Raw genomic sequence first — 15,038 nt, forward strand, 5'->3', positions numbered from 1 at the left:
GGAGATGGTGATGCCTGGGGACCGTGTGGACATTGATGTGGAGTTGATCACGCCGATTGCGATGGAGAAGGAGCTCAGGTTTGCGATTCGTGAGGGGGGTCATACGGTCGGCGCCGGAGTCATCTCCCAGGTGGTGGAATAATGAGATCGATTATTCAAATGGAGTGCAGCGTTTGTAAGCACCGGAACTATTCAACGACGAAGAACAAGACCCGGACTCCCGGTAAGCTGGAGCAGAAGAAGTTCTGTCGTTTTTGCCGGAAACATACAGCGCATAAGGAGACGAAGTAGGGTTTAGGGGAGTAGCTCAGCTGGTAGAGCACCGGTCTCCAAAACCGGGGGTCGTGGGTTCGAATCCCTCCTCCCCTGTAGAAAGACAAAAAGTCGTATGCAAAAGTGGGTGAATCTTGGCCTTTTGATGGGGGCCATTGTTTTTTTTCTGTTCTTTTTCAAGTTGCTTGATTTTGTGTGGGACATTTCCCGACTCCCCTTGATGGAGGATTGGCCGGTCCCGCCGGTGGCTGTCATCAGTTTTCTGATTGCCGCCGGCACTGCCCTGGTTGTGCGGCGGAATGAGAAAGCCAACCTCTTTTTGAATGAGGTGGCCGGTGAGCTAAACAAGGTGACTTGGCCCGCCCGGAAAGAGACGGTTCTCTCAACCGGAGTGGTCATCGTGATGGTGGGGATCTGTTCGTTGATCCTTTTTATGTTTGATTTCTTGTGGGGGACAATAACGGGGGGGATGCTCGGGTTTTAATGTAGAAAGTTAATTATGCTTCATTGGTACGTGGTTCATACTTATTCGGGATTTGAGCAGAAGGCCAAAAAGGCTCTGGATGACAAGGTGAGGAGCCTTGGGAAGCAGTCGCTCATTGAAGAAGTGCTTGTCCCTTCGGAAAGTGTCGTTGAGATGAAAAAAGGGGTCAAGAAGACCGCCACGAGAAAATTTTTCCCTGGCTATATTTTGGTCAGGATGGAGTTCAATGAGGAGTCGTGGCGAATTGTCAAAGACACCCCCAAGGTGACCGGTTTTGTCGGTGGGAGCAAGACGCCACCGGTTGTTCCTGATGAAGAGGTGGCACGCATCACTCATCAGATCAGTGAAGGGACCTTGAAGCCGAAGCCGAAGGTGAGTTTTGACAAGGGGGAAAGCGTGAGGGTTGTCGACGGGCCGTTTACCAATTTTAACGGGATTGTCGATGAAGTGAAACCGGAAAAGGGGAAACTCAAGGTATTGGTCAGTATCTTTGGTCGCTCAACGCCGGTGGAACTTGATTTTATGCAGGTAGAGAAAAATTGAGGTTGAAAAAATAACATGGCCCCCAAAAAGATCACGGCGCAGGTGAAGTTACAGTGTCCGGCGGGACAGGCGAACCCGGCTCCTCCGGTAGGTCCGGCCCTGGGTCAGCACGGCGTCAACATCATGGAGTTTTGCAAGCAGTTTAACGCCAAGACCCAGAAGATGGAACAGGGGTTGATCATTCCGGTGATCATCACGGTCTATGTCGATCGTTCTTTTACCTTTATCATGAAGACACCGCCAGCCTCGGTGCTTTTAAAAAAGGCGGCCAAGATTGAAAAAGGTTCCGGTGTTCCCAACAAGGATAAGGTGGGGAGGGTGAGCCGATCTCAGGTTGAGGAGATTGCCAAGCTCAAGATGCCAGACCTGAACGCGGCCAGCCTCGAGGCGGCGGTCAACACAATTATGGGAACCGCCCGAAGTATGGGGATAGAGGTGGTATAATTTATGGGCAGAAAATACGAAGAATCATTAAAAAAGGTGGATCGGCACAAACGGTATAATCTTGAGGAAGGGCTCAAGGCGTTGGAAGGGGCCAAGTTCGTCAAGTTTGATGAAACGGTTGATATTGCGATCCGATTGGGTGTGGATCCGAAGCAGACCGATCAGATGGTTCGTGGCGCCATTGGTCTCCCGCACGGTTTGGGCCGAACAGTTCGTGTGATTGTCTTCGCCAAGGGGGAGAAGGAAAAGGAGGCAAAATCTGCCGGGGCTGACAAGGTTGGGGCTGAGGATTTGATTGCGGAGGTTCTGAAAGGATGGCTCGATTTTGATAAAACGGTTGCCACACCGGATATGATGGGTCAGGTGAGCAAGTTGGGCAAAATTTTAGGCCCTCGCGGTCTGATGCCGAATCCAAAGTTGGGAACGGTCACCTTTGATGTCGGGACAGCGGTGAAGGATCTCAAGAAGGGGAAGGTTGAGTTCAAGATCGACAAGGCCGGTATCGTTCATGTTCCGGTCGGGAAGGCCTCTTTTGGAAAGGACAAGCTAAAAGACAATATCCTGGCCCTGATGGAAGGGGTCCTTCGCGCCAAACCGCAGACCGCCAAAGGGAGCTATCTCAAGAGTGTGACAATTTCAACGACGATGGGACCGGGCGTCAAGCTTGACCCGACGACCCTCCAGGAACAGGCCGGGTTCTGAAGGAGTTAAAATGAAGCGGAGCGAAAAAACAACTGAGGTCCAGTCGCTAAAAGAAAAATTCCAGAAATCCAAGGCCGCTTTTCTGGCCGAGTACCGGGGATTAAAAGTTTCCGAGATTACTGAGATTCGCCGAGAGGTCCGGAAGTCGGAAGGCTCGATGAAGGTTGTCAAGAACCGGCTTGTGAAGAAGGCCCTCGAGGGGGGAGAAATGAATGCCCTCCTCACACACTTCAAGGGACCGCTCGCGGTGACTTGGGGGAATGACCCGGTTGTTGTGGCGAAGGTCCTGTCGAAGTATCAGGAAAGTTTTCCTGCCTTTCAATTGAAGGTTGGGATCCTGGATGGAAGACTGCTGGAGTCCAAGGATGTCGAGGCGTTGGCCAAGCTTCCGTCCAGGGAGGAACTCTATGCCAAACTGTTGGGGACCCTTGTGGCCCCCGCGACTAACCTGGCTCGGGTGTTAAATGCGCTTCCCCAAAAGCTGGCCCGGGTTGTGGATGCGATTGCGAAGAAACAGGCGAGTTAATAATTAACAGTAGGGGCGAGATGACCTCGCCCCTGCCTTTGTTCTATTATAAGGAGGAAGACATCATGGCAACAGCATCAAGAGCGGAAATTGTTGAGTCGCTCAAGGCAATGCCACTTCTTGAAGTGGCGGAGTTGGTCAAAGACCTGGAATCAACCTTCGGTGTTACCGCAGCAGCCCCCGTCATGGCTGTTGCTGGTGGGGCCGCTGGCGGAGCCCAAGCGGCCGCTGAGGAAAAGACCGAGTTTACCGTCGTTCTTACCTCGGGTGGTGATAACAAGATCAATGTTATCAAGGAGGTTCGTGTCATCACTGGTCTTGGTCTGAAAGAGGCCAAGGATCTTGTGGAGGGTGCTCCGAAGACCGTGAAGGAAGGGGTCAACAAGGAGGACTCAGCCAAGATCAAGGCCCAACTGGAGAAGGCTGGAGCGAAGGTAGAAATTAAATAAGGAGTTAAAAAATGCCAACACCCTCTTTGGGGGATGGTCAGATCTTCCGGAAGGATTTTTCCAAGATCGACCAGGTTATTCCCATCCCGAATCTGATTGAGATTCAAAGGAAGTCGTTTGAGAAATTTTTGCAGGTGGGGGTTCCCCTGGAGAAAAGGGAAAATCACGGCCTGCAGGCTGTTTTCAAGAGTGTCTTTCCGATCCGGGATTTCAACAACTCGGCCTCGCTTGAGTTTGTCAGCTATCACCTGGACAAGCCGAAGTACGATGTGGGGGAATGCCGCCAACGGGGAATGACTTTTGCCGCTCCGATCCGTGTGGTTGTCCGGCTAGTTGTTTGGGATACCGATGCGGAAACCGGGGCGCAGACGATTCGGGATGTCAAGGAGCAGGAGGTTTATTTCGGCGAAATCCCGCTCATGACGGAAACAGGGACCTTTATTATCAACGGGACAGAACGTGTCGTGGTCAGCCAGCTCCACCGTTCTCCCGGCATCTTTTTTGAGCATGATAAAGGGAAGACTCACGCTTCGGGTAAACTGCTCTATTCTGCCCGGATCATTCCGTACCGCGGGTCATGGCTTGATTTCGAATTTGATCCCAAGGATGTCCTTTACGTCCGGATCGACCGTCGGCGGAAACTGCCGGCAACCGTGCTTCTTAAAGCCCTTGGTCATTCCACTGCCGATCTGCTCAACTATTTTTATCAGAGTGAAGTTATCAGCTATGATGGCAAGAGGGTTTTCAAAAATGTCGTTCCTGAATTGCTCCGCTTCCAGCGAGCGGCCAAGGATATTAGGCACCCCAAGACGGATGAGCTGATCATCAAGGCCGGTCGCAAGTTTGCCAAGCCGATCCTGGACAAACTGATTGCGGCGAAGGTGAACGAGATTCCGATTGAACCGGGAGAGATCTATAACCGTGTTGCCAGTCAGGATATCGTCGACAAGAACACGGGCGAGGTTATTTTGGGGATTGGCGATCTCTTGACCGAGGAGAAGTTTGAAGAGATCCGGAAACGGAAGATTAATGATATCCCCCTCCTTTTTATAGACAACCTGAACGTCGGTCCCTACATTCGGAATACCCTCCTTTTGGACAAGGTTGCCTCAACAGAGGAAGCGTTGATCGAGATTTACCGCCGTCTCCGACCGGGTGATCCGCCGACACAGCAGTCGTCGCAGACCTTTTTTGAAAACCTCTTTTTTAACCCTGAGCGTTATGACCTTTCCAAGGTCGGCCGTCTCAAGGTCAATTTCAAGTTTGGTTTCAACGTCCCGCTTGAGGTGACCACCCTCCGCAAGGAGGATATCATGGAGACGGTTCGTTACCTGGTCAATCTCAAGGATGGTAAAGGGGCGGTGGATGATATCGATCATCTCGGCAACCGTCGTGTCCGTTCTGTTGGTGAGCTTTTGGAAAACCAGTACCGTATCGGTCTCGTCCGGATGGAAAGGGCGATCAAGGAACGAATGAGTCTTCAGGATGTGGAGACCCTCATGCCACACGACTTGATCAACCCAAAACCGGTTTCTGCGGTCATCAAGGAATTTTTTGGTTCCAGCCAGCTGTCGCAGTTTATGGACCAGACAAACCCCCTTTCGGAAATTACGCACAAACGCCGACTTTCAGCCTTGGGCCCGGGTGGTTTGACGCGGGAGAGGGCCGGTTTTGAAGTCCGTGACGTCCATGCCACACACTATGGCCGGATTTGCCCGATTGAGACCCCGGAAGGACCCAACATCGGGCTCATCGCCTCTCTTTCCACCTATGCTCGAGTCAACGATTATGGTTTTATCGAGACCCCTTACCGCAAGGTCCAGAGTGGAAGGGTGACCGAAGAGGTGGCCTTCTTCTCCGCGCTGGATGAGGAAAAATACACCATCGCCCAGGCCAATGCCACCCTGGACAAAAAGGGGGCCTTTACCGCCGACCTGATTTCCTGCCGCAAGAACGGCGAGTTTATTATGGTTCCGGCCTCCGAGGTTCAGTTGATGGATGTTTCTCCAAACCAGCTGGTTTCCATTGCCGCCTCATTGGTACCGTTTCTCGAACATGACGATGCCAACCGCGCCTTGATGGGTTCCAACATGCAGAGGCAGGCGGTTCCTCTCCTTCGAGCAACAGCCCCGCTGATCGGGACCGGTATTGAATCAGTGGTGGCGCGTGATTCCGGTGTGACCGTGGTGGCCAAGAGAGATGGTGTCGTTCATTATGTGGATGCCACCAAGATTGTGGTCAAGGCGGACAAATCAAGCCGCAAGGAATCGGATACGGACAACTACGGTCTGATCAAATACCAGCGTTCCAACCAGAACACCTGTGTCAACCAGAGACCGATTGTCAAGAAGGGGGACAAGATCAAGGCGGGAACGATCATCGCCGATGGTTCAGCGACCCATCGGGGGGAATTAGCGCTGGGTCAAAACGTCCTTGTCGCTTTCATGCCGTGGGGCGGCTATAATTTTGAGGACTCCATCTTGATCTCTGAAAAGTTGGTCAAGGAAGACACGATGACCTCCATCCATATCGAGGAGTTTGAATGCGTGGCGCGGGATACCAAGTTGGGCAAAGAGGAGGTCACCCGCGACATTCCAAACGTTGGGGATGAGGCGCTGACTAATGTCGATGAAGGGGGGATTGTCCGGATCGGGGCTGAAGTGAAGCCAAGCGATATCCTGGTTGGCAAGATTACTCCAAAAGGCGAGACACAACTTTCGCCGGAGGAAAAGCTCCTTCGGGCGATCTTTGGTGAGAAGGCGGGGGATGTGAAAGACTCGTCTCTCCGCGTTCCACCCGGTGTTTTTGGCACCGTTATCCATGCCCAGGTTTTTTCCCGCGAGGGGGGAGAGCTGGATGAGCGGGCGAAAGATCTTCAGGACAAGGAGACACAGAAACTCCTCAAGGATCGTGATGAAGAGGTGAAGTCGATCAAGGACCGGATTCGAAAAAAGATCAAACAACTTCTCGTCGGCAAAACGGCAACCACCAAGGTGGTGGATGACGAAGCGGAAGAGACACTCCTGGCCAAGGGGAAGACGATCACCGATTCTGTTCTGGAAAAAATACCGTTTGATAAGTGGGCTGAAATCACTATTGGGAATGAAGAGGTTGAAGAAGAAGTGACCGAGTTGGTCGACTCCTTTGAAGAGCAGGTCGACCTCGTCAAGATGGTTTTTGACCAGAAGGTTTCGAAGCTCAAGAAAGGGGACGAGCTCCCGCCGGGTGTCATCAAGATCGTCAAGGTTTATGTGGCGATCAAACGGAAACTCTCCGTGGGGGACAAGATGGCTGGCCGTCACGGGAACAAAGGGGTCATCTCCCGTATTCTTCCTGAAGAAGATATGCCGTATCTGGAAGACGGGACGCCGGTTGAAATTGTCCTCAATCCGCTGGGTGTTCCTTCCCGTATGAACGTGGGTCAGATCCTGGAGGCCCATCTCGGGTGGGCGGTGCGCGGGCTTGGTCAGAAGATCGGTGATCTTGTGGAAAAGAACTACGGCAAAGAGGCCCTGAAAAATGCCATTCGCAAGGCGTACTCTTCAAAAGCCGTGGACGAGTTGCTGGATGATGCCTCCGAAAAAGAACTCAAGGCGATCGCTTCCCGCCTGAAAAATGGCACTTTTGTCTCCTCCGCTGTTTTTAACGGGGCCCGGGAATCGGAAATCAAGGAGATGCTGGCACAAGCCGATCTCCACAGCTCCGGCCAAACACTCCTTTTTGACGGCCGGACCGGTGAGGCGTTCGAACAACCGGTCACTGTCGGGGTCATGTATATGCTGAAGCTCCATCATCTGGTGGACGACAAGATCCATGCCCGATCAATCGGTCCCTACTCTCTGGTTACCCAGCAACCACTGGGGGGGAAGGCGCAATTCGGTGGTCAGAGACTTGGAGAAATGGAAGTCTGGGCGATGGAGGCGTACGGTGCTGCTTACTCCCTGCAAGAATTCCTGACTGTCAAATCGGATGATACCATCGGACGGACACGGATGTATGAGATGATTGTCAAGGGTGAAAGGGTCTTTGAGCCGGGGCTCCCGGAGTCCTTTAATGTGCTTGTGAAGGAACTCCAAAGCTTGGGTCTTCACATTCAACTTTTGGAAGAAAGGCAATAGTGAATAAGAAAAAGGAGTCTTGAATGAGCGACATTTACAGTTTTTTTGAGAAGCCCAAGGATCCGCTTTCCTTTTCAGGAATCCAGATCAAGATCGCCTCGACGGAAAAAATCAGGGAATGGTCCCATGGAGAGGTGAAGAAACCGGAGACGATCAATTACCGGACCTTCAAGCCGGAAAGAGACGGGCTCTTTTGCGCCAAGATTTTTGGACCAGTCAAAGATTACGAATGTAACTGCGGCAAGTACAAGCGGATGAAGCACCGGGGGATCGTCTGCGAAAAGTGTGGTGTTGAGGTTATTGCCTCCAAGGTGCGCCGGGAGCGGATGGGGCATATCACACTCGCAACACCGGTGGCCCACATCTGGTTTCTCAAGAGCCTGCCGTCGCGGATCGGCACCATCCTGGATGTGACTCTGAAGGATCTCGAAAAAGTCCTTTATTGTGAATCCTACCTGGTGACGGATCCGGGCAATACGGAACTGTTTGAAGGTCAGGTTCTGTCGGAGGATAAATACCAGAAGGCCCGTGCCGAATTCGGAAACAAGTTTCATTCCGGTATGGGGGGAGAGGTTGTCCGCGATCTTTTAAAGAAGATTGACCTGGAGGAACTGACCAAGAAACTCCGCAAGGAGATGGGCCAGACCAATGCGGAGGCGGCACGAAAGAAACTCGCCCGTCGTCTCAAGGTGACGGAGGCCTTTATTGCCTCCGGTAACCGTCCGGAGTGGATGATGCTGGAGATCGTTCCGGTTCTTCCTCCGGATCTCCGCCCGCTCGTTCCGTTGGATGGGGGCCGGTTTGCCACCTCCGATCTGAATGATCTTTACCGCCGTGTCATTAATCGAAACAATCGTCTGAAAAGACTGATGGAGCTGAATGCCCCGGAGATCATCATACGGAATGAAAAACGGATGTTGCAGGAATCGGTCGATGCCCTTTTTGATAACGGCCGGAGGGGAAGGGTTTTCACCGGCCCCAACAAGAGACCGCTCCGTTCCCTCTCCGACATGTTGAAAGGGAAACAGGGCCGTTTCCGTCAGAACCTTTTGGGGAAACGGGTTGATTATTCCGGACGTTCGGTCATTGTCGTTGGTCCCGAGCTTCGTCTTCACCAATGCGGTCTTCCCAAGATCATGGCCTTGGAACTCTTCAAACCGTTCATCTACCAGAAGCTTGAGGAAAGGGGTTTTGTCACCACGATCAAGGGGGCCAAGAAAATGGTGGAAAAGGAACGGCCTGAGGTCTGGGATGTCCTGGAAGAGGTTATTCAGGAACACCCGGTGATGCTCAACCGTGCCCCAACACTGCACCGCCTCGGGATGCAGGCCTTTGAGCCGGTGTTGATCGAGGGGAAGGCGATCCAGCTTCACCCTCTGGTTTGCGCCGCCTTTAATGCCGACTTTGACGGTGACCAGATGGCGGTCCATGTCCCTCTTTCGACAGAGGCCCAGATCGAGACCCGCGTCCTGATGATGAGCACCAACAACATCCTCTCACCGGCCTCCGGAAAACCGATCATCGTCCCGACACAGGATATGGTGTTGGGGATCTACTACATGACCCGTGAAGTCCCGTTCAGCCGGAGGGAGGGGCGGCTCTTTGCCTCTCCGGAAGAGGTGAGGATCGCCTATGATGCCGGGGAAGTAGACCTCCACTCCAAGATCAAGGTTCGTATCAAGGGTGTGTCACCCAAGGGCGATTCGCCCAAGGGGCAACGATTGGTAGAGACAACGACAGGCCGCATCCTGCTCTCGGAGATCATCCCGCAAAAAATCCCGTTTGAAAAGATCAACAAGGTGATGGACAAAAAGGCGATCGCCGATCTTGTTGAGGAGTGTTACCGGACCTGCGATATCAAGGAGACGGTTCTTTTGGCCGATCACCTCCGGACGATCGGATTTACCTATGCCACCAAGGCAGGAATTTCGATCTGCATTGATGACATGAAAATCCCGGCCAAGAAGGAAAAACTCCTGTCCGAGGCGAACAAGGAGGTCCGTGACATTGAAGACCAGTACCAGGAAGGGTTGATCACGGCGGGCGAGAAGTACAACAAGGTGATCGATATCTGGGCCCAGACGACCGAAGAAGTTGCCAAAGAGATGATGAAGGAGATCAGCACCGAGACGGCCACCAATGAAAAAGGGGAGAAAAAGGAAACCCTTTCTTTCAACCCGATTTTCATCATGGCTGATTCAGGGGCCCGCGGATCCGCACAACAAATGCGTCAGCTGGCTGGTATGCGCGGTTTGATGGCGAAACCTTCCGGTGAAATCATTGAAACGCCGATCACGGCGAATTTCCGTGAAGGGCTGACCGTTTTACAGTACTTCATTTCAACCCACGGGGCCCGTAAAGGTTTGGCGGACACCGCCTTGAAAACGGCAAACTCCGGTTACCTGACACGGCGTCTGGTGGACGTAGCCCAGGATGTCATTATTACTGAAAAGGATTGTGGGACTGTTGATGGCATCGAGATGGGGGCCCTCTTTGAAGGGGGGGAGATCATCGAGCCGATGGGGAACCGGATCCTCGGTCGTGTCGCCCTTGAGGATATCAGTGATCCTTTTTCTGGCGAGGTTCTGGTCCGTAGTGGGGAGGAGATCACTGAAAAGCAGATTCACGCCATTGAAAACTCCGGTCTTGAAAAAATTCGAATCCGGTCCGTCCTGACCTGTCAGTCCAAACGGGGTGTTTGTATCCTCTGCTACGGCCGTGATTTGGCAAGAGGGCATATGGTCAACATCGGCGAGGCGATCGGCGTTATTGCCGCTCAATCCATCGGTGAACCGGGGACGCAGCTCACCATGAGGACGTTTCATATCGGTGGTACCGCTTCCCGGCGTGTCGAACAGAGTATGCTGGAATCCCGTAATGAAGGGACTGTTCACTTTCATAACCTGAAGACGGTGGTGAACAAGGAGGGCAGTCTGATCGTGATGAACCGGAATGGTGAGGTTTCCATCATGGATTCCGCCGGTCGTGAGCGCGAAAAGTACCCTTTAATCTACGGGGCCAAGCTGTTCGTCAAAGAGGGTCAGACGGTCAAGACAGGGGCCTTGGTTGCCGAATGGGATCCCTATACGATACCGATCCTGACTGAGGTAGCGGGTGTCATCAAGTTCGGAGATATTGCCGAGGGCTTGAGCATGCAGGAACAGGTGGATGAAGTGACCGGTTTGGCGACACGCGTCATCACTCCTTCCAAGGATCCAGACTTGAGGCCGCGTGTTTCCATCAAAGACGAGCAGGGGAAGACCAGGAAGATTCCGGATTCCGAACGTGAAGGCCGCTATCTCCTGCCAGTGGGGGCCCATATCACGGTGGCCGAAGGGGACGGTGTGGATGCCGGTGACATCATTGCCAAGATCCCACGGGAGACGACCAAGACCAAGGATATTACCGGAGGTCTCCCGCGCGTTGCGGAACTCTTTGAGGCGAGAAAGCCGAAGGAATGTGCCGTTATCAGTGATATCGATGGGGCCGTTTCTTTTGGCAAGGATTCCAAAGGGAAACGCAAAGTTGTGGTGACACCGGATGTCGGTGAACCGATTGAGTATCTGATCCCCCGCGGCAAACATATCAGCGTGCATGAAGGGGACAGGATCAGGGCGGGTGAGCCTTTGATGGATGGGGCCTCTAACCCTCACGACATTCTCAAGATATTGGGTGAAAAGGAATTGGCCAAATACCTTGTCGACGAAATCCAGGAAGTTTATCGTCTGCAGGGGGTCAAAATCAACGACAAGCATATTGAGGCGATTGTCCGCCAGATGCTCCGTCGTATCCGGGTAAAGGAGGTGGGGGATACCAGCTTCCTCGCGGAGGAACAGGTGGAAAAGCGTTTCTTCGAGGAGGAAAATGAGAGGGTCAAGAAAAAGGGGGGAAACCCGGCTATCGGCGAACCCCTCTTGCTCGGGATTACCAAGGCTTCTCTGTCGACAGAGAGTTTCATCTCCGCAGCATCCTTCCAGGAGACCACTCGCATCCTCACAGAGGCCGCTGTTGCCGGAAAGGTTGATTATTTAAGGGGTTTAAAGGAAAACGTGATCATGGGGCGCCTGATTCCCGCAGGAACAGGGATCCTGCGCTACAAGAGCCTGAAGCTGGAAATCAACCAGGAGACGACGGCACAGACGGCCCTGCCCACAGTACAGGCCGGATAAGTAGTCTGAATTAGTAATGTTATTGACAGTTTTTTAACCTTTTGATAGGTACGGGCGCCTTTATGCCAACGATTAATCAACTGGTGCGGGCTGGGCGGCGGGCGGTTGCTAAAAAGACCACAGCCCCCGCATTGATGAATTGCCCTCAGAGGCGGGGGGTTTGCGTTCGTGTCTATACAACGACACCGAAGAAACCAAACTCAGCCCTTCGCAAGGTGGCCAGGGTTCGCCTGACCAACGGTATGGAGGTCTCGGCTTATATCCCCGGCGAGGGGCATAACCTCCAGGAACACTCGGTCGTTTTGGTCCGCGGGGGGCGTGTGAAGGATCTTCCCGGGGTTCGTTATCACATTGTCCGTGGCACGCTGGATTCCGGCGGGGTTGAGAAGAGGAGAAAAAGCCGTTCCAAATACGGGGGAAAGAGGCCCAAATAATTTATGGCACGCAAAGGACAAACTCCCAGAAGGGAAATTCTGCCGGATCCAAAGTACAAGGATCGGTTGGTCGGGAAGTTTATTAACAAGCTTCTTCTCGAGGGGAAAAAGTCGATCGCGGAGCAGATTGTTTATGACGCCCTTCAGATCATCAGTGAGAAGACCAAGGAGGACCCTCTCAAGGTTTTTAAGGATGCCTTGGATAATGTAAAACCGGTCCTTGAGGTTCGTTCCCGTCGTGTCGGTGGGGCGACCTATCAGGTTCCGGTAGAGGTTCGGCCGGATCGGCGTGTCGCCTTGGGGATGCGTTGGATTGTGCTCTATTCGAGAGAACGGGGAGAGAAATCGATGGAGGAAAAGCTGGCCGGAGAGATTTTGGACGCGTACCAGAAGAGGGGCTCTGCGATTCGCAAGCGTGAAGATGTTCACAAGATGGCGGAGGCAAACAAGGCGTTTGCGCACTATCGTTGGTAGGGGCTATGACAACAGAAACTACATTGCTGGAAAGGACACGGAACATCGGCATCATCGCCCATATCGATGCGGGCAAGACGACGACGACTGAGAGGGTCCTCTTTTACACGGGGCTTACCCACAAAATCGGTGATGTGGACGAGGGGACGGCCACCATGGACTGGATGCCGCAGGAGCAGGAGAGAGGGATTACGATCACCTCCGCCTGCACCACCTGCTTTTGGCAGAATCACCGGATCAACATTATTGATACACCAGGGCATGTTGATTTTACCATTGAAGTGGAGCGTTCTTTGAGGGTTCTCGATGGTGCGGTGGGTGTTTTTTGTGGCGTGGCCGGTGTTCAGCCCCAGTCCGAGACCGTCTGGCGCCAGGCAACCAAGCACAAGGTTCCACGGATTGCCTTTGTGAACAAGATGGACCGGACCGGCGCCGATTTTTATCGGTGTGTTAAAACGATGGTTGATCGGCTGGGGGCCAATCCGGTTCCCTTCAATCTGCCGATCGGTGCCGAAGACAAATTTACCGGTGTTGTGGATCTGATAAAAATGAAAGCTTTTATCTTTGATGAGGAGAGTCAGGGGGAGGTCTTCCGTGAAGAGGAGATCCCTGCCGACATGAAAAAGAGGGCGATCGAGTACCGCGAGAAACTCATCGAAGAGGTGGCAGGCCATGACGACTCGCTGATGGCCGATTACCTGGCGGGCCAGGAATTGAGAACAGAGGCAATTCTTGCGGCGGCCCGAAGGGCGACAATCGCTTCAAAGATAACGCCGGTCTTCGCCGGTTCGGCCTTCAAGAACAAAGGGGTTCAGCCACTCCTGGATGGCGTGGTGAGTCTTCTCCCGTCACCGTTGGATGTCCCTTCCATTGAAGGGAAACCGGTAGCCGGGGCAAAAAAGAAAGAGGGTGTTTTAACCCGCAAGACTGATTTTAAGGAACCGTTCTCGGCGCTTGCTTTCAAGATTATGTCCGATCCTTTTGTCGGCACATTGACCTATTTCCGGGTCTACTCCGGCGTTTTAGAGGCTGGTTCTTATGTTTATAACTCGACGAAAGATAAGAGGGAACGGGTTGGTCGTCTCCTCCGGATGCATGCCAACAAGCGGGAAGAGGTCAAACGGGTTAGTGCGGGAGATATTGCCGCTATCGTCGGGATGAAATATACAACAACAGGGGATACCCTTTGTGTTGAACAAAAGCCGATTATTCTGGAAAAGATCGATTTCCCCAATCCGGTGATCTCGGTTGCGATTGAACCGAAGACCAAGGCGGATCAAGAGAAATTATCGGTCTCTCTCAACAAACTGGCGACGGAAGACCCTTCTTTTCGTGTTCGTATCGATCACGAAACGGGGCAGACGATCATTGCCGGCATGGGGGAACTCCATCTGGAAATTCTGGTGGATCGTTTGAAAAGAGAATTCAAGGTTGAGGCGAATGTTGGCCGACCGCAGGTGGCTTACAGAGAGACCGTTAAAAGAAAGGCCGAGGCGGAAGGGAAGTACATCCGCCAGACGGGTGGTCGCGGCCAATATGGTCATGTCTGGCTTGAAGTGGCTCCTGCTGACAAGGGGGTTGGTTTTGCCTTTGTCGACAAGATTACAGGGGGGTCTGTTCCCAAGGAGTATATCCCGGCGGTGCGTAAGGGAGTTGAAGAGGCGATGGAAGGGGGAATTTTGGCCGGTTACCCGATGATGGATATTCAGGCCTCTCTTTTTGACGGCTCGTTTCACGAGGTGGACTCTTCCGAGATCGCCTTCAAGGTGGCTGGTTCCCTGGCGTTCAAGGAGGCTTGCAAAAAGGCGGAGATGGCCCTGTTAGAGCCGATGATGAAATTGGAAGTGGTAGCTCCGGAGGATTTTGTGGGGACGGTCAGCGGCGACCTCAATGCAAGACGCGGAAGGATTCTCAATGCCGAGGTTCTTAACGGGATGCAAACGCTGGAGGCCCAGGTTCCCCTGGCCAAGATGTTCGGTTACGCGACCGATCTTCGTTCGATGACGCAAGGAAGGGCGATTTTTACGATGGAATTTTCACACTACGAAGAAACGCCGAGAAACGTTGCCGAGGAAATTGTGGCCAAAGCGCAAGGGAGGTAATTATGAGCAAGGAAAAATTTAATCGATCGAAGCCGCACGCGAATGTAGGGACGATTGGTCATGTGGACCACGGGAAGACGACGTTAACGGCGGCGATCACGAAGGTATTGGCGAAGAAGGGTTTTGCGCAGTTTATGGCGTATGACCAGATTGACAAGGCGCCTGAGGAGAGGGAGCGAGGGATCACGATAGCGACGGCGCATGTGGAGTACGAGAGTGAGAAGAGACACTATGCGCATGTGGACTGTCCGGGGCATGCCGACTATGTGAAGAACATGATTACGGGGGCGGCGCAGATGGACGGTGCGATATTGGTGGTA

14 protein-coding genes and 1 tRNA gene are annotated in these 15,038 nt (G+C 53.0%); all 15 read left to right on the plus strand.

Features of this window, described 5'->3' with window-relative positions; all coding sequences use genetic code 11:
* A partial coding sequence (tuf, locus tag HYS22_02350; protein ID MBI1908995.1) for an elongation factor Tu occupies nucleotides 1-142 on the plus strand: 142 nt, incomplete at its 5' end.
* Nucleotides 139-291 carry a 50S ribosomal protein L33 gene (rpmG, locus tag HYS22_02355; protein MBI1908996.1) on the plus strand — a complete coding sequence of 51 codons (153 nt, stop codon included), beginning with the start codon at nucleotides 139-141 and terminating at the stop codon, nucleotides 289-291. The genes tuf and rpmG, both read left to right, overlap by 4 nt.
* Before the next feature lie 5 nt (nucleotides 292-296).
* Nucleotides 297-369 (plus strand) — tRNA-Trp (locus HYS22_02360).
* A 124-nt stretch (nucleotides 370-493) separates the two neighbouring features.
* Entirely contained in the window at nucleotides 494-757 is a 264-nt protein-coding gene (secE, locus tag HYS22_02365; GenBank protein MBI1908997.1) for a preprotein translocase subunit SecE, read from the plus strand.
* Between the two features lie 12 nt (nucleotides 758-769).
* Complete coding sequence (gene nusG, locus HYS22_02370; GenBank protein MBI1908998.1) at nucleotides 770-1,300, plus strand: transcription termination/antitermination protein NusG; 531 nt, start codon at nucleotides 770-772, stop codon at nucleotides 1,298-1,300.
* A 15-nt stretch (nucleotides 1,301-1,315) separates the two neighbouring features.
* Nucleotides 1,316-1,744: a 50S ribosomal protein L11 gene (gene rplK, locus HYS22_02375; protein ID MBI1908999.1), complete on the plus strand. Its 429-nt coding sequence runs from the start codon at nucleotides 1,316-1,318 to the stop codon at nucleotides 1,742-1,744.
* Between the two features lie 3 nt (nucleotides 1,745-1,747).
* Complete coding sequence (locus HYS22_02380) at nucleotides 1,748-2,446, plus strand: 50S ribosomal protein L1 (protein MBI1909000.1); 699 nt, start codon at nucleotides 1,748-1,750, stop codon at nucleotides 2,444-2,446.
* 10 nt (nucleotides 2,447-2,456) lie between these two features.
* A complete protein-coding gene (gene rplJ / locus HYS22_02385; protein MBI1909001.1) occupies nucleotides 2,457-2,972 on the plus strand; it encodes a 50S ribosomal protein L10 in 516 nt (171 codons plus the stop codon).
* 65 nt (nucleotides 2,973-3,037) lie between these two features.
* Complete coding sequence (gene rplL / locus HYS22_02390) at nucleotides 3,038-3,421, plus strand: 50S ribosomal protein L7/L12 (GenBank protein MBI1909002.1); 384 nt, start codon at nucleotides 3,038-3,040, stop codon at nucleotides 3,419-3,421.
* Nucleotides 3,422-3,432: 11 nt separating this feature from the next.
* On the plus strand, nucleotides 3,433-7,539 hold the full coding sequence (gene rpoB / locus HYS22_02395; protein ID MBI1909003.1) for a DNA-directed RNA polymerase subunit beta: 4,107 nt from the start codon (nucleotides 3,433-3,435) through the stop codon (nucleotides 7,537-7,539).
* A 23-nt stretch (nucleotides 7,540-7,562) separates the two neighbouring features.
* Nucleotides 7,563-11,708, plus strand: a complete 4,146-nt coding sequence (gene rpoC, locus HYS22_02400) for a DNA-directed RNA polymerase subunit beta' (protein MBI1909004.1) — start codon at nucleotides 7,563-7,565, stop codon at nucleotides 11,706-11,708.
* Nucleotides 11,709-11,770: 62 nt separating this feature from the next.
* Complete coding sequence (locus HYS22_02405; protein ID MBI1909005.1) at nucleotides 11,771-12,142, plus strand: 30S ribosomal protein S12; 372 nt, start codon at nucleotides 11,771-11,773, stop codon at nucleotides 12,140-12,142.
* A 3-nt stretch (nucleotides 12,143-12,145) separates the two neighbouring features.
* Nucleotides 12,146-12,616 (plus strand): 30S ribosomal protein S7, encoded by a 471-nt coding sequence (rpsG, locus tag HYS22_02410; GenBank protein ID MBI1909006.1) that lies wholly within the window; start codon nucleotides 12,146-12,148, stop codon nucleotides 12,614-12,616.
* Nucleotides 12,617-12,621: 5 nt separating this feature from the next.
* A complete protein-coding gene (fusA, locus tag HYS22_02415) occupies nucleotides 12,622-14,718 on the plus strand; it encodes an elongation factor G (GenBank protein MBI1909007.1) in 2,097 nt (698 codons plus the stop codon).
* A gap of 2 nt (nucleotides 14,719-14,720) precedes the next feature.
* Nucleotides 14,721-15,038 (plus strand): 50S ribosome-binding GTPase (locus tag HYS22_02420; GenBank protein MBI1909008.1); only part of this gene is annotated, 318 nt, incomplete at its 3' end.

It is taken from the genome of Deltaproteobacteria bacterium, from assembly GCA_016177765.1.
Taxonomy (GTDB): domain Bacteria; phylum UBA10199; class UBA10199; order JACPAL01; family JACOUP01; genus JACOUP01.